We start from the raw sequence: 22,125 nt of genomic DNA, 5'->3' as shown, positions 1-22,125 counted from the left end.
GTCACCTCGGTTAGCGGATCAGGCTAGCACCATTTGGCCGCCCACATCTTCATCTCTTTGATCATCTGGTGCAGGTCTTCGCCCTTCGGGGTGAGCGAGTATTCGACCGTCACGGGAACGGTGGCATAGGCTGTTCTCTCCAGAACGCCGTATTCCTCCAAGTGGCGCAGGGTATCCGTCAACGATTTGGGCGAGACGGACTGGATGCTGCGCTGCAGCTCGCCGAAGCGTTTTTTGCCGCAGAACAGCTCGCGGATCACCAGGAAGGACCACTTGCCTCCGATCACATCCAGCGCTTTCTCAATAGAGCATTCCACGGATTCAGGGGTCTTCGGTATGTAATTGCCGGGTTCTTTGGTCGAAGCCGTTACGCTTTCATGTAAGGTCATGCTCTCGTCAACCTCGCTTTCGGTGGGTGATGCGGCGGCTTCCGTTATGAACGGGCAAGTAGTTATACGGAGTATACGAACGATGCATTCCGCCGGCTACTTTCCATAGTAGAACAGAAGCACCCAAATGGCAAATGGGGGGGAGATCAGGAGGAATCCCGCATGTTCAACCGGATTCTGCTGTTCTACTCCCTGGTTATGGTAGTGCTCTTCATCGGGGTATCGGTGCTCGCCTACGGGTATTACGAGCAGCGGGGCGTCGGCGAGCGGATGGACGGGCACGCAGGTAGCGGTAGGGGGATCTGACTCACTTGCAGGCTGCTGGAGCGGCATTCGCTTATGGATTTAACGAAGAATACCTGAATACCTTTACGAAGGAAGTAATCTGACGACAATCAATTATTAGAAACGAAAATTAAAGCTTGAAGTTAAAACGGGGCTTCTCGAAGATCCCGCCCAAGAGGTAACGGTTGATTTCCCGGCCCCGATTGCGTACAATGAATTGAAAACGCACAAGTAGGAGATGGCCCTCATAATGAACGTCAAAATTTCGCGCAACGCCGCTAAAGTGCTTCAGGCCGAACTGCAGCAGGAAGAAAACAAAGAACTCAAGCTTCGCGTTTATATTACACACTCGCATGGCGACCATGCCCACTACGGCATGGCGATGGATACGCCGACCGAGGAAGATGTAGTGGTGTCGACAGACAAGGAGATCGATGTCATCCTGAAGAAGGACGAGCCATTGCTTGACGGGATCCGTATCGACTATTTCTATGTACCGGAAGAAGGCTTCGCCGTCACGAATCCGAGCAAAGGCAACCACGGCGACCACTAAGAGCGGCGTGTTTGGAATAGAAAGGAACTGCCCGCATGGCCAATGATATCCGGGTGTGCGACAAATGCAAGCATATGCGCATGAAAACCACCCTTTCCAAGCTTCAGAAGCTCGCGCCTGACGCGGACATTAAGGTGGGATGCAAGTCCTACTGCGGTCCCTGCTCTCGCTTTGCCTTCATCTTCGTGAACGGCCGGTATGTAACCGGCAAGACAGAGGATGAGGCGATCGAGAAGGCATCGAAATACATCAAGAAATCCTGAATCGAGCCGTGCGTTTCCCCCAGGAAGCGGACTCTGCGGCTGCGGGAGTCGAATAAGCCTCTTTCCTGTCCCGGCGGACAGGGGGAGGCTTATTTTGCTGTGCGCCTGCCGTGCTGCCGGACTGCTTGACGCCAATCTTAATGATTTCTTCACATCTCGTTTACATGGTCAAAACATTGCGGACTTATGCTGGGGAACAGTGAGTGGAGAGACCAAGTACATACCTATGGAGGAGAAACGCACAATGACTACAACAAGACAGGGCATCAAACGGATCGCCGTATCGGCGGCGGTGGTAACGCTGCTGGCCGCACAGGGGGCCGCAGCGGCTCCGGAGGGAGGGCAGGCGGTTCCGGCGCCTTATGGCATCTGGTCCGCAGGCAAGGAGCTCCAACTGGAGAAGAAACCTGTCGTCATCGACGGCAGCACCTACCTGCCGGTGCGTGCGCTCGGCGAGGCACTCGGCAAGCAGGTGGAGTGGGACGAGTGGAACGGGGCGATCCGCTTGAAGGACAAGCCGGAGATCGCCGCCGTCCATGAGTGGAAAGCGCCTGGCGCTCTCAATGGCACGCTGAAGGAGGGCGGCTTCTCAGGCCTGCTGCACCTGCCTGGCGATCCGGAGGATACGTTCTACACGCTGGCAGACCGGGGGCCGAACGGCGAATTCGGCAAGGACAAGCTCCGTACGTTCCCGGATGTCTCCTATGTGCCGCGGATCTACAAGATCAAAGCGGCGAATGGGGAGATTCAAGTGCTCGAGACGATCAAGCTGCACCTGCCCGCGGGTAAGACCGACAAGGTAACGGGGACGGCCGACATCACGGGTCTGCCGAACATCCCGGGCCCCGACGAAGTGCCGTACGATGTATCGGGATCGAAGGGGCTCCCCTATGACCCGGACGGGCTGGATCTCGAAGGGATCGCCTACAATCCGGCGGATGATACGTTCTGGCTGTCGGACGAGTACCGCCCGTCGCTCGTGCAGGTGAAGCGGGACGGTACGATTGTCGGCCGCCTGGTCCCTGAAGGGATGAAGGAGAGCATGACGGCAGCCGGCGCGCAGACGGAGATTCACGATATCCTTCCCGGCATGTACGCCAGCCGGATTCCGAACCGGGGCTTCGAGGGTGTAAGCCTTTCGCCGGACGGCAAGTTCTTGTACGCTTCGATCCAGAGCCCGATGGCCGTGCCGGACAAGAAGACCGGCGAAGCGTCCCGCGCTTTGCGCATTCTGAAGCTGGAGGCCGCTTCGAAGAAGGTGGTGGGCGAGTACGTGTATATCGCCGAGAATGCGGAGCTCTTCCAGGGCGTGAAGCAGAAGGACGTCGTGATCAGCGACCTCGCCGCCCTGAGTAGCGATGTCCTACTCGTAGACGAGCGGGATAAGAATGCCGGAGCCGAGGCGCAGATCAAGCGTATCTACCGAGCGGATTTCTCCAAGGCGACGAACCTGCTCGGCAGCCCGCACAGCGGGAAGCTTGAGGCGATGAGCCTCTCCGAGATCCGGGAGCAGGGCATCGTGCCTGTATCCAAGGAGCTCATCGCCGATGTAGCGAAGCTGGGCTACCCGTTCGAGAAGCTCGAAGGGCTGGCGGTCGTCAACAAGAATACGTTGGCCGTGGTCAACGACAACGATTTTGGCGTCGACGGTTACGACGAGCAGGGGGCGTTGAAAGTAAAGGAAGCTCCGACACAGCTCCAGGTGATCCGGTTGAAGGAAGACCTGCGCTAAAAGCGGGGGAGGGAAGAGGGGGCTGCCGGCAGTCCCCTTGGCTTGGACGTTGATGGAAGACCTGTTATGAGTTATGATAACGGGTCTTTTTTAGTATCTAATCATTTAGATCTCGCCAGGGCTCGATCCTGTACGCTTAGATATTCTTATAAATGCGCATCGCCCTTAAAGGACGGCGAAGCCGTTTATCTTGTTTTGGCATGAGTTAGGTCCAATCATGATCTAATTGTGAAAAAATAGGCACTAAGAACTATATACCCGGTGCTTCCCATCTCTTATTCTTAAAGATGAATTCTTTTGCATAATCAGACAAATTCCGAGTTTAGCTGCCGAAGCGGCCCGAACGGTGGGGACGCGGAACAACGGTATGCGCCGCAAAGCGCCGAGTTATGGCTGCCGGCTGTTCTCGGGCGCTGCGCGACGCAAATAGATGAGGCTCCCGCTTCCGGGGAGTCCTTTTGATTTGGAAGGATTGGGCTTTGATCAGAAATGAAGGAGTGGACGGGAATGCCGGAGCAGGAACGCAGCATTATGAGCCGAAAAGGATTTTACACGAAGGTGGGCAAGGATTTCGTAGGCGTCTTTTTATCCAGTGAAGGGCCGAAGATGTTCGTGAACCGTGACGTCTATGAGCTGACGTCGCCGTATTGGGATGTGGAGATGGTCAAAGGCCGCAGCCGGCAAATCATTAATTTTTATTGGCGCGGAGAGGTAAAGCTGTCGGTCCGGTGCGAAGCGAACAACGATGTGTTCCTGCCGCTGTTCGATTATCTGGATTGCCGGGTGAAGACTGCCAGCAATTCCTAAGTCCGACGAACGACAGATACTCTCCCGTGGCATTCATCTGCTGATTCGAGCCCAGACACCATCTGGGCTTTTGTGCATATCATGCTCTTGACCTTACATATTCCCTAGAGGGAGAAGCAGGAGGCTGCGCATGAGTGCAAACGGGTTTGTGAGATCGGCGCTGTTCGAGCACCGCTTCTGGCTGCAGGTGCTGGGCGACCACGCGAGATTCATCCAGGAAGGCTTATCGGCGGACGAAACGGCGGAGCTCGAGAAGGCGTCGGCGTTCGTCGGCACCCTGGACGGCCTGCTGGAGAGAGCCCGGGGAGGGCTGTCCGCGGCAGCGCTGCTGGAGCTGACGGGCGAGGCGGCCAGGGAAGCCCAGGCCTTCAGGGGATTTAAGCTCCATCTATTGGAGCGCCATTTGACAGGCCGGATCGGCCTCCGGCTGTCGCCGTCCTTCCTGAACCATATGGTGAACGAGCTGGAGGAGTATCTTCGAATTCTCGGTTATTTGTCTGCGGGGCAGCCGGCGCCGGTCTGGGGCGAGCTGCACCATCACCTGGTCTGGCTTCAGGACGCATACGGCCATGCGGCCTCCATCGCCGGGGAGATCGACATGTCGGAGACCCGGCTGACCGAGATGGCGAGGACGTTCGACCGGCAGTTCCGCGACTATTACCTGAAGGCGGTCGAGCTGGCAGGATTCCTGCGGACGCATCAGAAGCGCTTCCCCGCGCTGGCCCGACTCAACCGGGAAGTCGAGTTGGAGATGGTGCTCTTCCGCCAGTTTCTTAGCGAGCTGGAGGAGCTGAGGCTCGGCAATGAAGCGCTCGGCACGCTCACACCCCTGATGGCCGATCATATGGCGCGGGAGGAATGCTACTATCTCGTGAAGCTGTCGGAGACGGCGGAGGTGAAGCCGCCGGGCTGCGATCCGACCCGGAGCCGGACGGAAGGCTGATTCTCTGTCTGTCCCGCAAGTAAAAAGTGTATCAAGCATACTTTTGTGTCCTTCAGGATGCGGGAGTATGCTTTTTTTGAATTCGTAGAAAGTAACTCGCCGGAGCGAACTGTGGGAATTCCTTGCAAGATTGGCGGGCTCATCGGGCAGACTGTAAGGAAGGAACCGGCTCTTCCGGCGAAGCCACGCGTGGGGCTTGCGGGGATGGGAAATTCAGCCAAAGTGTGACAAATGTGATTGTAAACGATTGGTGCAGCATCTATAATGATCGTGACTATAGAAATAGTTCTATTGAACTAATTTACCGGGAGGGCCTTAGATGCGTCTCATTACACGTTCGGATTTTGACGGCTTGGTCTGTGCCATGCTGCTGCGTAAGCTCGGTATGATCGATGAAATGAAATTCGTGCATCCCAAAGATATGCAGGACGGCACCGTAGAAGTAACGGCGGATGACATACTTGCGAATGTCCCGTATGTGCCGGGCTGCGGCCTGTGGTTCGATCATCATTCCAGCGAAGTGAAGCGCACGCAGGAGATGGGGGCGGTATACGAAGGCGAAGTGCGGATCGCACCGAGCGCAGCACGGGTCGTGTACGATTATTATGGCGGCAGGGACAAGTTCGGCGACATCGACGACATTATGGCCGGTGTGGACAAGGCCGACTCCGCCCAGTTCTCGCGAGAGGACATTCTGACGCCGAAGGGCTGGGATCTGCTGTCCTTCATCATGGACGCCCGGACAGGGCTCGGCCGGTACCGGGATTACCGGATCAGCAACTACCAGCTGATGGAGGATCTTGTGGAGCACTGCGCCCACATGTCCTCAGAGGAGATCCTGAATCTGCCCGACGTGCAGGAGCGGGTCAAACGGTATTTCGAGCTGGATCGGGAGTACCGGGCGATGCTGGAAGAGCATACCCGCACGGATGGGAATGTGATCATCACGGACCTGCGCGGTGTGGAGACCATCTACCCGGGGAACCGGTTCATGGTCTATGCGCTGCATCCCGAGCAGAACGTGTCGATCTGGGCGATCGACGGGCGCAATAAGCAGAACTGCGTCTTCGCCTGCGGCCACAGCATCCTGAACCGCTCGTCGAAGACGAATATCGGCGCCCTGATGTTCCAGCATGGCGGAGGAGGACACCAGGCGGCAGGAACATGCCAGGTGCCTTACGAGGAAGCGGACCGCGTGCTGGACGATTTGATCTCTTCAATGAAGTCGGACGGGTAGACCGTACCGGATAAGGAAATCCTCCACGGCCGGGTAACGGCTGCGGGGGCTTCCGCGTGCCGTCTAGCCAGTCCGGAAGGCCACAGATCCGCCGGATCTGTACCGGATCGGGCTAGACCCTACTCAGTGGGCGGCCTGCCTCCAAGCATTTGCTCAGGCTGATCGGCAGTTCGCCGTAAGGCCCGCTGCCATCCGCCCATCCATCCCCATCCCGCCGCGACAAAAAAAGCCCTAAGCGTGAAATCACGCTTCAGGGCTCTTGCCGCTGCCGTTGTCCTTGCGCCAGCCGTAGAGGCCGCCGGGAGCGAAATACTGGTAGAGGTTGCACTCGATCCGGCCGTTGAACAGCTTGCGCTTCTTGTCCGAAGGGCGGCCGATATGAAGCTCGAGCTGCTTCCCCGGAGAGAGGATGAATGCCGACCATGTCGGGAGCTGGACGTAGATCGAGCCGAGCTGGCGCACAGCGCGTTCAGCTTCTCTCTGGTCGCCGAGCCGCTCGCCGTAGGGCGGATTGGTGATGATACAGCCGTAATCGCCGCGGGACGCCATCTTCGACACGGGCAGCACCTCGAGGCGCAGCTCCTTCGCGAGGCCCGCCGCTTTGGCGGCCGCCAGCGCCACATCGACCGCTTCCGGGTCGATGTCCGAGCCCGTGATCTGCAGCGGCACGTCGTCGCGCACGAGATCGTACGCCTCTTCGCGGGCCTGCTCCCACAGCTCCTGCGGGATGACGGGCCAGCTTTCGCTGTTGAACGTGCGGCGCAGGCCCGGGGCGATGTTCCAACCGATCATGGCCGCCTCAATCGGGATTGTGCCCGACCCGCAGAACGGGTCATAGAGCGGGCGTTCCGCCTGCCAGCGGCTCAGCAGCACCATCGCCGCCGCCATCGTTTCTTTGAGCGGCGCTTCTGTGACGAGCTTGCGGTATCCGCGCTTGTGGAGGCCGGGGCCGGTCGTGTCGAGCGTAATCGTGGCGATATCGTTCAGCAGCGCCACTTCGATCACATAGCGGCCGCCGGTCTCGCGGAACCACTCGGTTCCGTACTCCAGCTTCATTTTCTCCACGACAGCCTTCTTCACGATCCCTTGGCAGGCGGGCACGCTCGACAGCTGGGATTTGTGGGACCGCCCTTCGACCGGGAATTCCGCATCTTCGGGAATCCAGTCCGGCCAAGGCAGCGCCTTCACGCCTTCGAACAGATCGTCGAAGGTGCGGGCCTCGAATTGCCCCATCTTCACAAGCACGCGGTCGGCGGTGCGCAGCCACAGGTTGGCGCGGGCGATGGCGAGCAGATCGGCTTTGAACGTCACTCTTCCGTTCTCCGTCGTAATCTCATCGTAGCCGAGCTCCCGCACTTCGCGGGCGACGACCGCTTCGAGCCCCATCGGGGCGGTGGCGATCAATTCTATCTTATCCATAGACATGGTAATGTTCACTCCGTCTTTCAGTCTGGTTGATCTCCTGGGGCAAAAGCCATACAATACTCTAGTATAGGAGATTGGGCCGGAATATACAACGCCGGGTCCGATATGATGCTTAGATATACGATCTTTCAGGTGATGTGAAGGGAGATGGCAGGAATGGCAGCGGAGGAAACAGCCGAACAATATATGGAATCCCTGTATGGGGAGGACCTTCAGCTCCAGCGTGTCAAAGAAGGCCTTGCGGCCGGCGGCATCCGCGATATCTCGATCGCGCCGGGATACGGCCGGCTGCTTACGCTGCTTGTCGGCATCTCGGGGGCAAAGCAGGTTCTTGAGATCGGCGCGCTCGGCGGCTACAGCGGCATCTGCCTGGCCCGCGGACTGCCCGAGGGCGGGCGGCTGTACTCGCTCGAGCTCAGCCCGGAGTATGCGGCCGTAGCACGCAGGCATTTGGAGGAAGCGGGGTACGGCGATCAAGTCGAGTACCGGATCGGCGAAGCGCTCGACAGTCTCAAGACGCTGGAGGAAGAAGGCCGGAAGTTCGACCTGTTCTTCATCGACGCGGATAAAGGGAATTATCCCAACTACCTCGAGTGGGCGATCCGGCTGGCGAACCCGGGAGCCTTGATTATCGGGGATAACCTGCTCATGCGCGGCAAGACGACGAATCCTGAGGAGAAGGGCAGCGGGGTGACCCGCATGCGAGAGTTCAACCGGATGATTGCCGGGGACCCGCGGCTCGAAGGCGTGATGCTGCCGGCTTACGACGGGCTTGCCCTTGCGAGGGTCCGTTAAGGGGGCTGTAAAATGCGGAAGGGCCTGCCGGGCAGTAGGCGGCTCTCTGTGCACGCTGCTATGGATGCACTTCAACCCCTGTGTCGCTCCGGAGCATGTCCGGCTAGTCTGCCCCAAGCCGGATATGCTCCGGATATCCAAGCGATACCGTTTCCTCCTCCTTTAGGGCGGCCAGGAGCGGTATTTTTTATTTTGGGGAGGAAGGGCTTCGATCGCTGACAGCCTGTTGTCAGCAGAGCTTGGGTATACTGGAAGAAAGCAGTCCGCAGCGTCGGAGTCTGCAGAACCCACCACCCGAAATGGAGGCTAATCTATGTATCCCACGATTCAAAGCTTTATTGCCGAGTACGAGAATGAGTCGACAGCTACCCAAAAGCTGCTCGATGCATTGACGGATGCATCGCTCGCCCAAGAGATTGCACCGGGCTACCGGAATCTCGGCCATTTGGCCTGGCATCTCGTACATACCCAGCAAGGGCTTCTGACGGGAGCCGGTCTGGCCTTCGAGGCCCCGGCTGCGGACAGCCCCGTGCCTGCTTCCGCCGCTTCGATTGCCGGGACTTACCGGCAGGTAACCCATGCTATACTGGAGGCGGTACAGAAGCAGTGGAGCAATGAATCGCTTGCGGAGACGGTGAATCTCTTCGGCCAGAGCTGGACCAAGGGGGAGACACTGTACATCTTCCTCAAGCACGAGATCCATCACCGCGGCCAGCTCACCATCCTGATGCGTCAGGCAGGTCTGCCGGTGACCGGGATGTACGGTCCCTCCAAGGAAGAGTGGTCCGCTATGGGCATGGAAGCTCCGGTCTGATGGGGAGCATGCTCTAGAGCCCGCCTGGCGTATACCTAATTAAAGAGCCTCCGGGCCCGTGATCGTCACGGACGGAGGCTCTTCTGCATGCCCTCCAGTTGGCAAGCTGCGAAGTCTGCTGCTATATCGGCTTGGGCGGCCCTTCTAGGCTAGGACGACGAATCCGCTGCAGGACCCGTCCCTTTGACCCGGCTAAGCAGCGATTTGTACACCCAGACCGCGTTGACGAACAGCAGGACCGAAGAGATCAGGAAGAGCTGCTGGATCGTCACATATCCCGATACGAAGCCGCCGACGACAGGCCCGAGCATATTGCCGAGGCTCAGGGCGCTGGAGTTGAAGCTGTACGAGCGGCTCTCCATTCCGCCGGGCGTATACTTGCGGATGAGGCTGTTCACGGTCGGCAGCAGGCCTCCGAGGAAGATCCCGAGGAAGAACCGGGCCGCGAACAGCTGCCACACGTTATGTACGAACGCCTGTGGAATGGAAGCCACTGAAGCGCCGACCAGGCATACCGCGAGAATTTTCTCAGGGCCGATGCGGTCGGACCATCGCCCCAGCAGGGGCGAGGCGATCATGTTGGAGAAGCCGGTGATGGAACCGACGAGCCCTGCATAGAACGCCAGCATGTCTCCTGACCCGTGCAGCTGCTGCACGAACAAGGGAAGCAGCGGGAGGACGCTCAGGAGTGAGAATTGGATCAGGAATGTTACGGCATAGAGCGCTGGCAGCTGGGGGATGCGTCTCAGCTGCCCGAATGCCGCGGCCATGGACTGTTTTGCTTTCTTGGCTGCCGCCTTGCTGTCGAACGTTTCTTTGACCAGGAAGGCGGCCAGGAGCGAGGCAAGGAAGAGCAGTCCGCCCGTAATATAGAAGATATACCGGAAGCCGATCCACTCGGCGAGCAGTCCCCCGAACAGCGGACCGAGGATCGATCCTGCGACCGAGCCTGACTGCAGCGTCCCCATGGCGAAGCCCATCCGCTCGCGGGGGGCGGTAGCGGACATAAGCGCCACGCCTGCGGGGACGAATCCGGAGATCGTGCCGTTGAGCAGGCGCAGCAGGAGCAGGTGCCAAGGTCCGGTGGCGAAGCCCATCAGCGTCATCACGACCGCCATGCCGAAGCCCGAGCGCAGCAGCATGACCTTGCGGCCGTACCGGTCCGCGAGGCCGCCCCACAGGGGCTGGAAGACGAACGAAGTCACGAAGTTGCCGGCAAAGATGATGCCCGACCAAGTGGCCAGGGCATGAGGTTCGGTGACCCCAAGTTCCTGCAGATACAGGGGGAGGAAGGGAACGATCATGGTCATGCCGGCCATAACCAGGAATTGGCCCACCCAAAGAACGGTAAGATTGGTTCTCCAACCGGGCAAACGGTATCGCCTCTTTTCTATGATGAATCCGTACCGGCGGGCTCCATTCCGTGTGCAGGCCACCCGGCCGGTTGCTCTATGCATCGAAGCGGCAAGCTTGTCTGCGGCGGAGGGACGGCGGACCCAAGATCAGCCGTTCTCCATGGATATCATTGTCTCCCATGTGAGGGGCTGCTATGAATGAGTCCGCTTATTGTTCAAGTCCGGTTCGCATTTCGTACCGGAAGCGTTCGAGCTGCGGCAGACCGACGCGTTCGGCTATCGCAATGGCACGTTCGGTGTCATAAGGGACCCGCACCATCTGTACCGAAAAAGGCCCGGGACGCTCCGAATCCGGTACGCCTTCCAGAATGATGTAACTGGCCTGGGGGAGGCCGTCGTACGGTGCGCCCACGGCACCCGTATTGAACAGCAGGAGCCCCTGCCGGTGCTTCGACTTCAGTGTCTGAAGGTACGGCACGTGAATGTCGGCGTATCCGACCACATCCGGCGTCTGGTCTCCTCCGAGGAAGCCGCCTGCAGCCTCCGTGTTATCGAACATGGCGAGCTTCTCTTTCTTATCGGACTTGCGGTAGACCCGGTGGTAGACGCTCTTCGCCGAAGCATGGACGAGGCGGATGCGCCGGCCGCTCAGGAGCAGGTCCGCAGCGAACGGCAGGCCGCCGAGATACTGCAGCTGTTCGGCGCTGAGCCGCTCCTGCTGCCAGAGGCCCGCTTCCTTCTCCTGCGGGGTGCCGATGCCGTGATCCCAGTTGCCCTGTACGGTAAGCTCGCAGAGCCCGCGGATCCTCTCCACCGCCTCGGCGGGCTGAGGTCCCTTGCCTACGAGATCACCAAGGCATATGACCCGCCGGATGCCGCGGGAGCGCAGGTCTTCTTCGACCGCTTCCAGCGCGGGAAGATTGCCGTGGATATCCGAGATGAGAGCGATGCGTTCCATGGCGGCATCCTCCTTTTGCGTTCAGATTGCCTTCCATTATATCACAAGGGCGGGAACAGGCGAAAATCGGCCCCGGCCGTACTCCAGGCCGAGCGGAGAATCTGGCCCGGACATGGAGGCGGAGCCCTTCGTTACAAGCGCTCGCGCCAGTAGGTCCGCACCGAACCGCCCGCCGGATACCCCGATAAAATTTGGAATAAAGGCCCATGACCGGGATGGAACGTTCTGGTATAATGGGAACACGAAAATAAGCGGCGGACGGCGGATTCGTCCGTGAAGCCCGGCATGCCCTGCCGGCTCCCGCTGCAGCGCAGCAGAAACAGGGTAAAGGAGTAGGTTACGATTCAATCGCGTTCGGAGAAACATAAGCAGGAGAAAGCGAGCAAATTCAAGAAAACGATGTGGGTCCAAATCGCAGGCCTCGTCGCCGTGACGATCGGCGCTTTCATTTATTTGATCGGCTGGCTGGAAGGGCCCCGGCCGGGAGGGGGAGGCGAACCGCCTGCCGCTGCGGCTGAGCAGCCTGCGGCCGTGCCAGTGCAGCCTGTGCCTTCACCTGCCGCTGAAGCATCTCCCGCAGCACCTGCGGAACCGGTGCCGGGGACTGTTCCGGTCTCATCCACAGCCGGAGACGGCGGGGGTGCAGCGCCGCCGGCGGGAGCGGGCGGGCAGCGGGTGAAGCTCAGCTTCGTCGGGGATGTGATGTTCGCCGGCAAGGTCGAGGACATCTTGAAGAAGAACGGGTATGCCTACCCGTTTGAGCAAGTGAAGCCCTACCTCGAGAAGGCGGATCTGACGATCGCGAACCTCGAAACCCCGATTACGACCAGCGGTACCGCACAGTCCAAGGAGTATGTCTACCGGTCTTCCCCGCTGGCCCTGCCGGAACTGAAGGGCGCGGGAGTGGATCTCGTGAACGTGGCGAACAACCACTCCATGGACTATGGCGAGAAAGGGCTGCTCGACACGCTGGACCACCTTGATGCGCAGGGGATCCGGAGGGTCGGCGGAGGCAAGAACGCCGATGAAGCGTACCGTTATGAGCTCGTGGAGCGCCAAGGAGTGAAGATCGCTTTTCTCGGGTTCTCCGAGGTGCTGCCCGAAGCCTCCTGGTTCGCGGGAGCGGACAAGCCCGGACTCGCGGAGTCCTATTCAGTGAAGCGGCCTCTGGAATCTATTGCCAAGGCCCGGCAAGAAGCGGATCTCGTAGTCGTTCTCGCCCACTGGGGAGAAGAACGGGAGGAGCGGATGAACGAGAAGCAGCGGGATCTGGCCCGCCAGTATATTGATGCGGGGGCCGATCTTATCGTCGCAAGCCATCCGCACGTGGTGCAGGGCTTCGAGCTCTATAAGGGCAAGTGGATTGCCTACAGCCTCGGCAATTTTATCTTCACGACCAATACGAATCCGAACACGCTCGAGAGCATGATTCTCGATGCCAGCTGTTCCAAGGAACGCAGCTGCGACTTGAGCCTCGTGCCGATTCATACGGAATGGGCGCAGCCGGTGCCGATGGAAGCGGACAAGGGCAAGAAGCTGTTCGAGAAGCTCACGCGTATCTCCTATAATGCCAAGGTGGACGGAGAGGGCAAAGTGACGGCGGGCGAAGTCAATCCGTACAAGGCCCCGGCGAAGCCGGCGTCACCGCTGCCGCTGCCTCTGAAGACGACGGAGAAGAAGAGTGGAGCCGTCTCTTCCGGCACGGGACCGGCTGCCAAGTCATCGTCCTCTTCGAAGGCGACCGCGGAGCCGGCGAAGAGCAAGACGACGACAGGCGCCAAGACGGGCGAGAGCAAGACGTCCGGCGGCACGCAGAGCACGAAGGCGGAGAGTGCCAAGAAACCGGCGGCATCCGTCAAAGAATAACGAAGAAGGCCGTCATCCCCATGGGGATGACGGCCTTCTTTGGGCTGATGAGAAGTGGGCGAAGGATCAGGTTAGGGCCTGATTCCCCATGCCTGGTACTTAGGCTGCGCCTTGCTGCGCCGGGCGTGCTCCCGCAGTGCTTCCCCGCGAGAGCCCGTTGGCCTTAGGAGGAGGCAGACTGGGCTGGCTCCACAGGCTAGCGGGGAGCGGGCCCCGGTAGATCTGCCGCGGAGTTCGAATTGCCCGGGCCTGCGGCTATCTCGATGAGTACCACTGCAGCCGGACGTTCAAGCCGGGGAACGGTGTACCTTCCCACGCTGTACAGTGAGCGCGGCCGAACCGTTGTGCTTTGAGAGGCAGGGATTTATAATGTAGGCAAGTCAAGACACCTTAGGCACGAAGCGTCACTATGGGGAGTTATACTCACCGGATTGATACTATCTTACATACAAAGGACCGATGCCCTAATGAACGAATCCATCCGCAACATCTATTGTGTGGGACGCAACTACGGACTGCATGCAGCAGAGCTTGGCAATGACATTCCGGAGGAGCCGATGATCTTCACGAAGCCGACGCATGCCCTTACGCCGATCGATGGAGGCGAGATCTCCCTGCCGCAAGGACGCGGCGAAGTGCATTACGAAGCGGAGCTTGTCCTGCATGTGGGCCGTGCTTATGAGCCGGGAATCGCCGTGGACGAACTCGTCGACCGCATGGCGCTCGGCATCGATTTTACGCTGCGCGATGTGCAGTCGGTCATCAAGAAGAAGGGGCATCCCTGGCTGCCGGCCAAAGGCTTCCTGAATTCCGCGGCACTGACCGCCTTCCGGCCGTTTCCTGGATTCGAGCAGGTGAAGCAGGTGGAATACACCCTGCAGCGCAACGGAGAAGAGGTACAGCGGGGGAATTTGAATGATATGATCTTCAACCTGCAGGTGATTATCGATTATATCGCGGAGCATTACGGGCTTGGAGCCGGCGATATTATCTACACGGGCACGCCGGCTGGCGTGGCTGCGGTGCGGGAGGGCGACCGGTTCGAACTTCTCTGGGGAGACGAGCAGCTGGGAGCTTTCACGGCACGTTTTGGGGGCTGATAATTACTGCGCTGCGGGCAGGCACAAGGGGTATGGACCGTCTCTCCTCCTCGGAGAGCGGTCCATACCCCTTTCATGGCGTCCTGCCGGTATGCGCGTCTCTTGCACGATTACCTACACTACATGTTCTAATAGGAGGTGCCGCATGATGAGCGATCTGCTTATCGGGCTGCTCGGAAGTACCGCGATTGCGGGAGCGGCCTATCTCAAACGCTCTCTGGCCTTATCCGGCTTCCTGGCCGCCGTTCTGCTCGGAACTCTGATGTATGCGGCGGGCAGCGCCGCCTGGTTCGGCACGCTGATCGCCTTCTTCATCACTTCGTCCCTGCTGTCGAAGTGGAAGGCGAGGCGCAAAGCGGCAGCCGAAGAAGGCTACGCGAAGTCCGGCCGTCGCGATGCGGGCCAGGTGCTCGCCAACGGCGGGCTCGGCCTGCTCCTGTGCCTCGGCGCGGCCTTCTTCCCGCACCCGGCGTGGTGGGCCGCCTTTATCGGGGTGATGGCCACCGTCACGGCCGATACGTGGGCCACGGAGGTCGGCGGGCTGAGCCGGACCGCCCCGCGGTCCATTATCTCGCTGCGCCCTGTAGCGGCAGGCACCTCCGGCGGCGTCACGCCGCTCGGGCTGGGGGCTTCCGCCGCGGGCGGCCTGTTCATCGGCGCCGCCGCGTGGGCCTTCGGTCTGCTGCCGGCGGCTTCTATGCTGCCGGAGGGCAGCGTGAGCTCCGCCGCCGCGCTCTGCACACTGGGCCTGGCGGCAGGTCTCGCCGGCTCGCTCGCCGACTCGTGGCTCGGCGCCGTCCTTCAGGCGATGTACCGCTGCTCCGTCTGCGGCCGGGACATCGAAAAAAACCGCCACTGCGGGGCAGCGGCGGTTCCGGTCCGGGGATGGGCCTGGATGACGAACGATTTCGTCAACGGCCTCAGCTCGGCGCTCGGCGGTGTGGTAGCCTTGTCGCTCAGCCTTCTCTTCGCCTAGATGTCGTCGTCGTCTTGCTTGCGGGAGTAAGCTTTATTCGTAACGTAGATCGCTGCGGCAGAGATGCCGAGGGCAACCAGGATCGAGACGATGATAATAAAAGTGACCATAATGGGCTGGAGTCCCTCCACGGTAGTGTAATTGCTCCTGCCATTGTACCGGATTGCGGACCGGCTGCCAAGCGCTTAGGGCTGGGGCTTCCACTCCGGCAGCGGCAGGGCCCGCAGTTCCTTCAGGGTGGCAAGGTCATTGGCCTTCATCATCCCTTGGGAGGCGGAATAGAGCGTATCCCCGATATAGAGCAGCCGCTCGATATTCCGTTCGCTGCCATACCAGCCGCTGCTGCCTGCTTGCTTCATATCATCGGCGGTCTGGTGCGTCACCTTGCCGCGCAGCCGGAAGCCCGTCTGTAGATCCACTCCATAGACATAGGCGCCTTGGAAGGTGAATTCGCCGTAAGTCTGTACGGAGTCCGAATCTGCTCTTCCCCTGTCCTTGATCTCCATCACAGTGACAGGGAAGGCGAGCAGGTTCTTTTCTTTGGAGAACAAGAGCGCCTTGTGGTTGTGCAGCAGCTCGGACTCGGTTCCGCGGCCGCCGATTGTTTCCTTGAAGAGCTCCTTCGGATTCGCGGGGTCCGAGACGTCGAAGAGCGCGAGCTTCATTCCTTGATAGTAAGCGGCGGGTTCGCCGGCGAAGGCATTGTCCTGCGGGCCGGCCTGGACCGCCTCTTTGCCGAAGCCGATCAGATGGTTCTCGTCGTAAGGGTGAAGATAATCGCTGTAGCCCGGAATCTTGAGCTGGCCGAGCGTCTTCGGCGCTGTCGGATCCGAGAGGTCGACCGCGAACAGGGGGTCTACCTGCTTGAAGGTGACCAGGTAGGCTCGGCTTCCCATATAACGGACCGAATAGATCTTCTCGCCCGGCGCCAGATTCTCGAGCCGGCCGGCCACCCTCATCGCTTCATCGAGAATGTAGATATGGTTGCCGGATGTTCCCGCGCCGGACAGCCAGGGGCTCCCCGTGGTAGTGGCGATCCGGAAATAGCCCTCGTGTTCATCCATGGAGAACTGGTTCAGCGGATGTCCGGGTACGGTGCCGCGGCCCGCATAGCGGGTCGTGCCGCCATCCAGAGCGAATTTGTAGATGACGCTTACGGTTTCTTCGGCCGGCGGCAGCGGTTGGGGTACAATGCCGCCGATGCCCGGATCGACCGGCATGGGCTGCGCCGTCTCGTACTCGCTCACGGTCACATACAGGTGGGAATCCGACGCGTACACATGCTGTCCGGAGCCCAGGTAACTTGCGACCTGCATTTTCTGCTCCGGGTGCTGGAGGTGAATGCCGCCGACGAGCAGATAGTTCGGTTCGACTGCTTTGGGGAAATAGCGGATGTCTTCGAACCCGATGGTGACGAAGTGGTCCCCGGCCGCCGAATCCCGGTAGGACGGACCGGCCGCCGCCGCCTGCTTCTGGGCGGGAGTCGCGTTCTCCCGCAGCAGCCAGTGGAAGTCCATCGACTTGTTCGTGGCGATATAGAGCGAGTCGCCGATCTTACGGGAAGAAATATAATGGCCCTCGAGTTCGGTTTCCCGGACAGGCTTCAAGGCGGTGCGGTCACCGAGCTCGTAGACGATAGTCTTAGTCGCCGTACGGTAGGGAGCCGGCCACAGGGCCATCTTGCGGTCCCCTTCGATCATGAGATCGGCTGATCCGCTGACCGGCGCCGCCGGAGGCTGTTCCTTCGCTTCGCCAAGCGGAACCGGCAGGCTGCCGGACGGGTAAGTCGTGCTTCCGATCACGACGAGATGGCTGTCATCCACATAGAGCTCGATCGGATAAAAGTTCGGGTCCTGCCAATACACGGTGCTGACGACATTCATCGATTCCGCCGGAAGGGCATCCGCTATGATGATGCGGGTGCGGTTCACCTGGTAGATATACTTGCCGTCTGTCTTGATGACGTCAGCCTCATCCACGCCTTCTACCTGCACATTGGTAGTCGAATATCCGGCAGTTCCGGATTTAGACGCATTCGCAGACTCTCCCGTGGCGGAGGAGGCAGGGGCTGCCGCAGCCGTATCGCCAGTAACCGTCTGCTTACTCTGGAACCGCATGAGCCCGGATTCGACAGCGATGCCGATGCCTGCGGAGGCCGGCATCTCCTTCAAGAGCGATTCGAGCTTCTCGAATGAACCGACGGTAGGCAGGCTCTTATCCGCATCGACAATCGATACCTTGCGGTTCAGCGCGTCCCAGTAGACATTGAAGCCGAACGATTCGCTGAAGAAGCGCAGCGGAACCAGCAGCTTATTCCCCTCGGTGAAGGGAGCTTGCTCCAGCGCCACTTCCCGGTCGCCACGGTAGGCGGCGGCCCGGCCGGGGAACAGCTTAATCGTGTCTGACCCTTTGGAGGCCGAGGCCATCTGCTGATCGGCATCCCATGTCACCTGTACGCCGAGAGCCTCCGACAATTCGCGCAGCGGCACCATCAGGGTGCTGCCGGCGAACCGGGATTCCGTGGCCAACCGGACATCCTGTCCGTTCAGGTTCATCAGGACGGAGGCGGAGCCGGCGGCTCCCGCCCGCGGTTCGGGCGAAGCGGAGAAGAGCAGAGCAAGCGCCAGGAGTCCGGCACCTAGCTTTATTGCATTCATGAAAGTCCCTCCCATGGTGATCGAGTGTGAGCCGGTAAGTCTTACTCCTATGGACGCGCCGCCGCCCCAATTTGTTTCAACCCAAAAGGCCCTGCGCGCGTCAAAGCGGCAGGGCCCACGGCCATAGGTCGTATACTATTCGCTGTCGTATCGAAGATACTTGGCTTGGCTGCGGGCACGCCGGGTGGCGCGGCAGGCGCTAGATTCCGCTGTCCTTGGCGGCCGTATCCTCTGCGGGCTGCAGCGAGGTACCGTCCGAAGGGACAGGGGCCGCTTGGCCGCTGCCATACTCCGCCAGTTTCTTCTCGAGAAGCCGGATCTGCCGCTTCAGCTTGAACTGCCGGAAGAGCCCGATGAACCCTGTGATGAGTCCGCCGAGCAGGACGGAGCCGAGAATGACCAGAATCAGCGGAATGTCCCGTTCGCCGAAGACGTAATTCACCCGGACGGGATCGACGTTGATGACGGCGAAGACGGCGGTGACAAGTGCGAATAAGAGAGTGAGTATGAGAATCCATTGAGCTTTCACGAAGCACGTTCCTTTCTGGCAGAATGGGGCGATGACGGCGGCATCGGAGCAGGACTCCTGAAGCGCCGCTATGCCCAAAAGGGCCGAACCGGTAAGCCGGCTCGGCCCGCATTCATATTTACCCAGATATTTGTTCCATCTGCTCGAGCAGGTCCTTGAATACGCTCATCGCCTGCTTGATCGGCTCCGGCGACGACATATCGACCCCTGCCCGTTTCAAGATGTTCAGGGAGTAGTCGCTGCCACCGCTCTTCAGGAAGCCCAAGTAGCGGTCCACGGCCGGCTGTCCCTCGTCGAGAATCTGCTTCGCGAAGGAGGTCGCGGCCGAGAAGCCCGTGGCGTATTTGTAGACATAGAAGGAGTTGTAGAAGTGGGGGATACGGGCCCATTCCATCTCGATATCCTTATCCACCACCATATCCTTGCCGTAGTACTGCACGTTCAGGTTGTAGTAAATCTCACTGAACTGCTGCGGCGTCAAGGATTCGCCCGCTTCTGCCTTCTCATGGATGATCTTTTCGAATTCCGCGAACATCGTCTGGCGGAACACCGTCGTGCGGAATTGGTCCATGTAGTAGGTGAGCAGGTACATTTTTTCCTTCTTGTCGGTCGAGTGCTTCAGCATGTAGTCCATGAGCAGCGCTTCGTTCAGCGTCGAAGCCACTTCCGCGAGGAAGATCGTGTACTGGGCGTAGCGGTAAGGCTGGTTCGCATCCGAGAGATAGGAGTGGAGCGCATGGCCCATCTCGTGCGTGAGCGTGAACATGCTGTTGAGGTTGTCCTTATGGTTCAGCAGCACGTAAGGGTGCGTGCCGAACGCTCCCCAGCTGTATGCGCCGTTGCGCTTGCCCTCATTCTCGTAGATGTCGATCCAATGGTTGTCGAAGCCCTCCTGCAGCACCTTGAGATAGTCCGGGCCGAGCGGCTCCAGGCTCTCTCTGACTTTCTTCTTCGCTTCTTCATAAGTGATGTCGAGCTGGTATTCGTCGACGAGCGGGGCGAAGAGGTCGTACATGTGCAGCTGGTCCACCTTGAGCAGCTTGCGGCGGAGCTCCATATACCGGTGCATCAGGGGCAGCGATTCATGGACCGCGTCGATCAAGTTCGTATACACTTCCTTGTCGATCTTGTCGCCGAAGAGGGACATCTCGAGGGCAGAAGGATACTTGCGGGCTTTGGCGTAGAAAATGTTCTTCGTCACATTGGCCGACAGGGTTGCCGCAATCGTGTTCTTCTGCTTGCCGTAGGTCTCGTACATCGTCTGGAAGGCTTCCTTGCGGACCTCGCGGTTACGGCTCTCGAGGAACTGGATGTAGCGGCCGTGTGTCAATTCGACCTCTTCACCCTGTTCGTTCTTCACCTTCGGGAACTTCAGGTCGGCGTTGTTGAGCATGCCGTAGATGGTGCCGGGCGCTTGGGAGAGGTTGCCGACCTGCGCGAGCAGGGCTTCCTCATTCTTGCCGAGCACATGCTGCTTCTGGCGGATCATCTCTTCGAGCGTCCGCTTGTAGAAGGCGAGGTCCGGATGCTCGACGAGCTTCTTCAGCTGTTCGTCCGAGAGACTCAGGATCTCGGGGGACACGAAGGAGAGCGCTTCGCCGACCTCGACGCTGAGCTTCTTGGATTTATCGGATAAGGCCTGGTATACCGCATCGGCCATGTCTTCATGGTGTTTCATATTGGCGTACACATACAGCCGTTCGGTATATAGGGAGATTTCGTCCTCGAGCTCGAACACTTCCTTGATGGACGTCGGATCACCGAGTTTGCCTTCGAAGCGGCCCACATCTTTAAGAAGCTTCTTGACTTTCTGGTACTCCGCGTCCCAAGCCTGCTCGGAGGCGAACAGATCCTGAAGATTCCAGCGGTGCTCGGCGGGAACGTCATTGCGTTTGGGTAGCTGATTCATGGGAGCCCTCCTTATTGGATGTATAGGTTTCACGGCGCTGCCCGCTTGCGCTGCGGATGAGATCAGCAGTCCGGATAGCAGAATGCCGCAGAACAACAGGGGAGACACACGCATTGCCGCTCACGCTCCATGAAGATAGATGGGTGGGTCTGGAAACGTTGGTTAGTATAACCGGAGCGCGGCTCAAATATTAGTATAGGCAATTGCCGCAGGGAAGTCTATTGCGGTGCCATGGAGAAGAAGCTGTAGACCATCATGAAGAAGGAGAAGGAGATCATGACGAGTGCGATAATCGCAAGCGGCCGTTTCGTTCCCGGCGGGAGAGTGTCTTTCTTCATGATGAGAATCAATCCCAACGAGAAGGATAGGATGATGAATGTAACCACGGATGCGCTGTTGCTCATGAGCTTGAAGGGTTCACCTCGGTTCGGATGGGTGGGATATACACCTATGTTCGCCAGAAAGGGCCGGAATTCCTCTTGAATGACGGATTTCAGGCATCTGTCTCGGGCTCGGGATAGGGAGCGGAATATTCGTCCGTACTCCTCCATACCTATGGAGACCGTTACGGAAACAGAACGTGCCTCCTGTTCACTCCCCTCTGGCATGAAGGAGGCCGGCATCGTATAGGATGCCGGCCTCGGACTGTAGTATGAAGCGAAGCTTGGTATGATAGCGCAGGTGCTTTATCCGTTCGGTTTCAGCTTCACGAGCACGAGGCGCCCGTCTTCGTCGCGTTTGGCTTTGAAGCTGTCGTTGGGCTGGATGTCGGCTTCCTGCACCAGTTCTTGGGGGATGGTCAGATGCCCATTCTCATTGATGGAGACGAAGGAGCCGAACAGCTTCTTGCCGTATCCCGTCAGAAGTACGCCGATAACGATCAGCGAAATCAACACCCATTTTAGTATGCCGTTCTCTTCGAACCAGCCCGCCACGGAAGGGTCGCCCGTCAGCATGGAGCCTGCGGTGTAAGCCAGAACCCCCGAGCCGATGTAGATAATCCAGGGGTACTTCTCGACGAGCTTGATGAACATGGTGCTGCCCCACACCATGATCGGCACGCTGATCAGCAAACCGAGCACCACGAGAACAAAATCGCCGTGGGAGGCGCCCGCTACCGCCATGACATTATCGAAGCCCATGACCCCGTCCGCTATGATGATGGTGCGGATGGCCGGCCACAACTGCGGTTTCGCTTCTACGGCATGGTCGCTCTTGTCCACGAGCAGCTTGTAGGCGATCCAGATCAGGACTACGCCACCTATGAGCAGCAGATAGGGAAGCTTAAGGAGCCATACGACGGCGAGCGTCGCGAGCACGCGGATGATGACCGCTCCGACGGTACCCCACATAATCGCTTTTTTCTGGTGTTCTTTGGGCAGATTGCGTGCGGCCAGCGCGATGACGATGGCGTTGTCGCCTGCCAGAACAAGGTCGATCAGGACAATGTTCAGCAGTTTGAGCAGGAACTCCAGAGAGAATTCCACAAGGCATCACTCCTTTTGGGGTTGGTAGTTTGTCTTGCATTGGGG

Annotated in this window: 21 protein-coding genes; 12 read left to right on the top strand and 9 right to left on the bottom strand. The window is 59.3% G+C overall.

Annotated features, from left to right (window positions below):
• Window positions 1–23: 23 nt before the first annotated feature.
• Window positions 24–389, bottom strand: coding sequence for a winged helix-turn-helix transcriptional regulator (locus tag O9H32_RS01200; protein WP_269863886.1), 366 nt, complete (start codon window positions 387–389; stop codon window positions 24–26).
• 162 nt (window positions 390–551) lie between these two features.
• Here O9H32_RS01200 and O9H32_RS01195 point away from each other — a divergent pair, with 162 nt between their 5' ends.
• The 7 genes from O9H32_RS01195 (at window position 552) to O9H32_RS01165 (ending at window position 6,209) form a co-directional block, all read left to right on the top strand.
• The gene (locus tag O9H32_RS01195) at window positions 552–695 is read left to right on the top strand and encodes a hypothetical protein (RefSeq protein ID WP_269863885.1); all 144 of its coding nucleotides are present in this window, start codon (window positions 552–554) and stop codon (window positions 693–695) included.
• Window positions 696–924: 229 nt separating this feature from the next.
• A complete protein-coding gene (locus O9H32_RS01190) occupies window positions 925–1,227 on the top strand; it encodes an iron-sulfur cluster assembly accessory protein (protein WP_269863884.1) in 303 nt (100 codons plus the stop codon).
• A gap of 35 nt (window positions 1,228–1,262) precedes the next feature.
• Complete coding sequence (locus O9H32_RS01185) at window positions 1,263–1,490, top strand: DUF1450 domain-containing protein (RefSeq protein ID WP_269863883.1); 228 nt, start codon at window positions 1,263–1,265, stop codon at window positions 1,488–1,490.
• A gap of 244 nt (window positions 1,491–1,734) precedes the next feature.
• Window positions 1,735–3,222: an esterase-like activity of phytase family protein gene (locus O9H32_RS01180; RefSeq protein WP_269863882.1), complete on the top strand. Its 1,488-nt coding sequence runs from the start codon at window positions 1,735–1,737 to the stop codon at window positions 3,220–3,222.
• Window positions 3,223–3,753: 531 nt separating this feature from the next.
• A complete protein-coding gene (locus O9H32_RS01175) occupies window positions 3,754–4,029 on the top strand; it encodes a hypothetical protein (protein ID WP_269863881.1) in 276 nt (91 codons plus the stop codon).
• Window positions 4,030–4,159: 130 nt separating this feature from the next.
• Window positions 4,160–4,972: a DUF2935 domain-containing protein gene (locus tag O9H32_RS01170; protein ID WP_269863880.1), complete on the top strand. Its 813-nt coding sequence runs from the start codon at window positions 4,160–4,162 to the stop codon at window positions 4,970–4,972.
• Between the two features lie 319 nt (window positions 4,973–5,291).
• Window positions 5,292–6,209 (top strand): exopolyphosphatase, encoded by a 918-nt coding sequence (locus O9H32_RS01165; RefSeq protein WP_269863879.1) that lies wholly within the window; start codon window positions 5,292–5,294, stop codon window positions 6,207–6,209.
• 243 nt (window positions 6,210–6,452) lie between these two features.
• Here O9H32_RS01165 and O9H32_RS01160 read toward each other — a convergent pair whose 3' ends face one another.
• A complete protein-coding gene (locus O9H32_RS01160; protein ID WP_269863878.1) occupies window positions 6,453–7,634 on the bottom strand; it encodes a THUMP domain-containing class I SAM-dependent RNA methyltransferase in 1,182 nt (393 codons plus the stop codon).
• 156 nt (window positions 7,635–7,790) lie between these two features.
• On the opposite strand from O9H32_RS01160, the gene O9H32_RS01155 reads away from it, so the two are divergent.
• The gene (locus tag O9H32_RS01155; protein WP_269863877.1) at window positions 7,791–8,429 is read left to right on the top strand and encodes an O-methyltransferase; all 639 of its coding nucleotides are present in this window, start codon (window positions 7,791–7,793) and stop codon (window positions 8,427–8,429) included.
• Between the two features lie 313 nt (window positions 8,430–8,742).
• Complete coding sequence (locus O9H32_RS01150; protein WP_269863876.1) at window positions 8,743–9,243, top strand: DinB family protein; 501 nt, start codon at window positions 8,743–8,745, stop codon at window positions 9,241–9,243.
• A 149-nt stretch (window positions 9,244–9,392) separates the two neighbouring features.
• Here O9H32_RS01150 and O9H32_RS01145 read toward each other — a convergent pair whose 3' ends face one another.
• Window positions 9,393–10,616 carry an MFS transporter gene (locus tag O9H32_RS01145; protein ID WP_269863875.1) on the bottom strand — a complete coding sequence of 408 codons (1,224 nt, stop codon included), beginning with the start codon at window positions 10,614–10,616 and terminating at the stop codon, window positions 9,393–9,395.
• Between the two features lie 190 nt (window positions 10,617–10,806).
• The gene (locus O9H32_RS01140) at window positions 10,807–11,556 is read right to left on the bottom strand and encodes a metallophosphoesterase family protein (protein WP_269863874.1); all 750 of its coding nucleotides are present in this window, start codon (window positions 11,554–11,556) and stop codon (window positions 10,807–10,809) included.
• A gap of 399 nt (window positions 11,557–11,955) precedes the next feature.
• Here O9H32_RS01140 and O9H32_RS01135 point away from each other — a divergent pair, with 399 nt between their 5' ends.
• The 3 genes from O9H32_RS01135 (at window position 11,956) to O9H32_RS01125 (ending at window position 15,498) form a co-directional block, all read left to right on the top strand.
• The gene (locus O9H32_RS01135) at window positions 11,956–13,422 is read left to right on the top strand and encodes a CapA family protein (protein ID WP_269863873.1); all 1,467 of its coding nucleotides are present in this window, start codon (window positions 11,956–11,958) and stop codon (window positions 13,420–13,422) included.
• Between the two features lie 467 nt (window positions 13,423–13,889).
• Entirely contained in the window at window positions 13,890–14,522 is a 633-nt protein-coding gene (locus O9H32_RS01130) for a fumarylacetoacetate hydrolase family protein (protein ID WP_269863872.1), read from the top strand.
• Between the two features lie 148 nt (window positions 14,523–14,670).
• A complete protein-coding gene (locus tag O9H32_RS01125; protein WP_269863871.1) occupies window positions 14,671–15,498 on the top strand; it encodes a DUF92 domain-containing protein in 828 nt (275 codons plus the stop codon).
• A 185-nt stretch (window positions 15,499–15,683) separates the two neighbouring features.
• Here O9H32_RS01125 and O9H32_RS01120 read toward each other — a convergent pair whose 3' ends face one another.
• The 5 genes from O9H32_RS01120 to O9H32_RS01100 form a co-directional block, all read right to left on the bottom strand.
• Window positions 15,684–18,155, bottom strand: coding sequence for a beta-propeller domain-containing protein (locus tag O9H32_RS01120; RefSeq protein WP_269863870.1), 2,472 nt, complete (start codon window positions 18,153–18,155; stop codon window positions 15,684–15,686).
• Between the two features lie 199 nt (window positions 18,156–18,354).
• Entirely contained in the window at window positions 18,355–18,684 is a 330-nt protein-coding gene (locus tag O9H32_RS01115; RefSeq protein WP_269863869.1) for a LapA family protein, read from the bottom strand.
• Between the two features lie 118 nt (window positions 18,685–18,802).
• A complete protein-coding gene (gene pepF, locus O9H32_RS01110; RefSeq protein WP_269863868.1) occupies window positions 18,803–20,593 on the bottom strand; it encodes an oligoendopeptidase F in 1,791 nt (596 codons plus the stop codon).
• Between the two features lie 218 nt (window positions 20,594–20,811).
• On the bottom strand, window positions 20,812–20,997 hold the full coding sequence (locus O9H32_RS01105) for a hypothetical protein (protein WP_269863867.1): 186 nt from the start codon (window positions 20,995–20,997) through the stop codon (window positions 20,812–20,814).
• Between the two features lie 282 nt (window positions 20,998–21,279).
• The gene (locus O9H32_RS01100) at window positions 21,280–22,080 is read right to left on the bottom strand and encodes a TerC family protein (RefSeq protein ID WP_269863866.1); all 801 of its coding nucleotides are present in this window, start codon (window positions 22,078–22,080) and stop codon (window positions 21,280–21,282) included.
• Window positions 22,081–22,125 lie beyond the last annotated feature (45 nt).

The sequence above is a fragment of the Paenibacillus caseinilyticus genome, from assembly GCF_027533645.1.
Taxonomy (GTDB): Bacteria; Bacillota; Bacilli; order Paenibacillales; family NBRC-103111; genus Paenibacillus_G; species Paenibacillus_G caseinilyticus.
Note: the sequence above shows the minus strand (reverse complement) of the source record. Positions and strands in the feature narration are given on the sequence as shown.

What these genes read in the sequence shown, in the direction of transcription:
- O9H32_RS01130 (WP_269863872.1), top strand. Translation starts at nt 13,890, where the DNA reads ATGAACGAATCCATCCGCAACATCTATTGTGTGGGACGCAACTACGGA.
- O9H32_RS01105 (WP_269863867.1), bottom strand. Translation starts at nt 20,997, where the DNA reads ATGAGCAACAGCGCATCCGTGGTTACATTCATCATCCTATCCTTCTCG.
- O9H32_RS01170 (WP_269863880.1), top strand. Translation starts at nt 4,160, where the DNA reads ATGAGTGCAAACGGGTTTGTGAGATCGGCGCTGTTCGAGCACCGCTTC.
- O9H32_RS01125 (WP_269863871.1), top strand. Translation starts at nt 14,671, where the DNA reads ATGAGCGATCTGCTTATCGGGCTGCTCGGAAGTACCGCGATTGCGGGA.
- O9H32_RS01200 (WP_269863886.1), bottom strand. Translation starts at nt 389, where the DNA reads ATGACCTTACATGAAAGCGTAACGGCTTCGACCAAAGAACCCGGCAAT.
- O9H32_RS01135 (WP_269863873.1), top strand. Translation starts at nt 11,956, where the DNA reads ATGTGGGTCCAAATCGCAGGCCTCGTCGCCGTGACGATCGGCGCTTTC.
- O9H32_RS01180 (WP_269863882.1), top strand. Translation starts at nt 1,735, where the DNA reads ATGACTACAACAAGACAGGGCATCAAACGGATCGCCGTATCGGCGGCG.
- O9H32_RS01190 (WP_269863884.1), top strand. Translation starts at nt 925, where the DNA reads ATGAACGTCAAAATTTCGCGCAACGCCGCTAAAGTGCTTCAGGCCGAA.
- O9H32_RS01160 (WP_269863878.1), bottom strand. Translation starts at nt 7,634, where the DNA reads ATGTCTATGGATAAGATAGAATTGATCGCCACCGCCCCGATGGGGCTC.
- O9H32_RS01185 (WP_269863883.1), top strand. Translation starts at nt 1,263, where the DNA reads ATGGCCAATGATATCCGGGTGTGCGACAAATGCAAGCATATGCGCATG.
- pepF (WP_269863868.1), bottom strand. Translation starts at nt 20,593, where the DNA reads ATGAATCAGCTACCCAAACGCAATGACGTTCCCGCCGAGCACCGCTGG.
- O9H32_RS01155 (WP_269863877.1), top strand. Translation starts at nt 7,791, where the DNA reads ATGGCAGCGGAGGAAACAGCCGAACAATATATGGAATCCCTGTATGGG.
- O9H32_RS01150 (WP_269863876.1), top strand. Translation starts at nt 8,743, where the DNA reads ATGTATCCCACGATTCAAAGCTTTATTGCCGAGTACGAGAATGAGTCG.
- O9H32_RS01140 (WP_269863874.1), bottom strand. Translation starts at nt 11,556, where the DNA reads ATGGAACGCATCGCTCTCATCTCGGATATCCACGGCAATCTTCCCGCG.
- O9H32_RS01120 (WP_269863870.1), bottom strand. Translation starts at nt 18,155, where the DNA reads ATGAATGCAATAAAGCTAGGTGCCGGACTCCTGGCGCTTGCTCTGCTC.
- O9H32_RS01175 (WP_269863881.1), top strand. Translation starts at nt 3,754, where the DNA reads ATGAGCCGAAAAGGATTTTACACGAAGGTGGGCAAGGATTTCGTAGGC.
- O9H32_RS01165 (WP_269863879.1), top strand. Translation starts at nt 5,292, where the DNA reads ATGCGTCTCATTACACGTTCGGATTTTGACGGCTTGGTCTGTGCCATG.
- O9H32_RS01195 (WP_269863885.1), top strand. Translation starts at nt 552, where the DNA reads ATGTTCAACCGGATTCTGCTGTTCTACTCCCTGGTTATGGTAGTGCTC.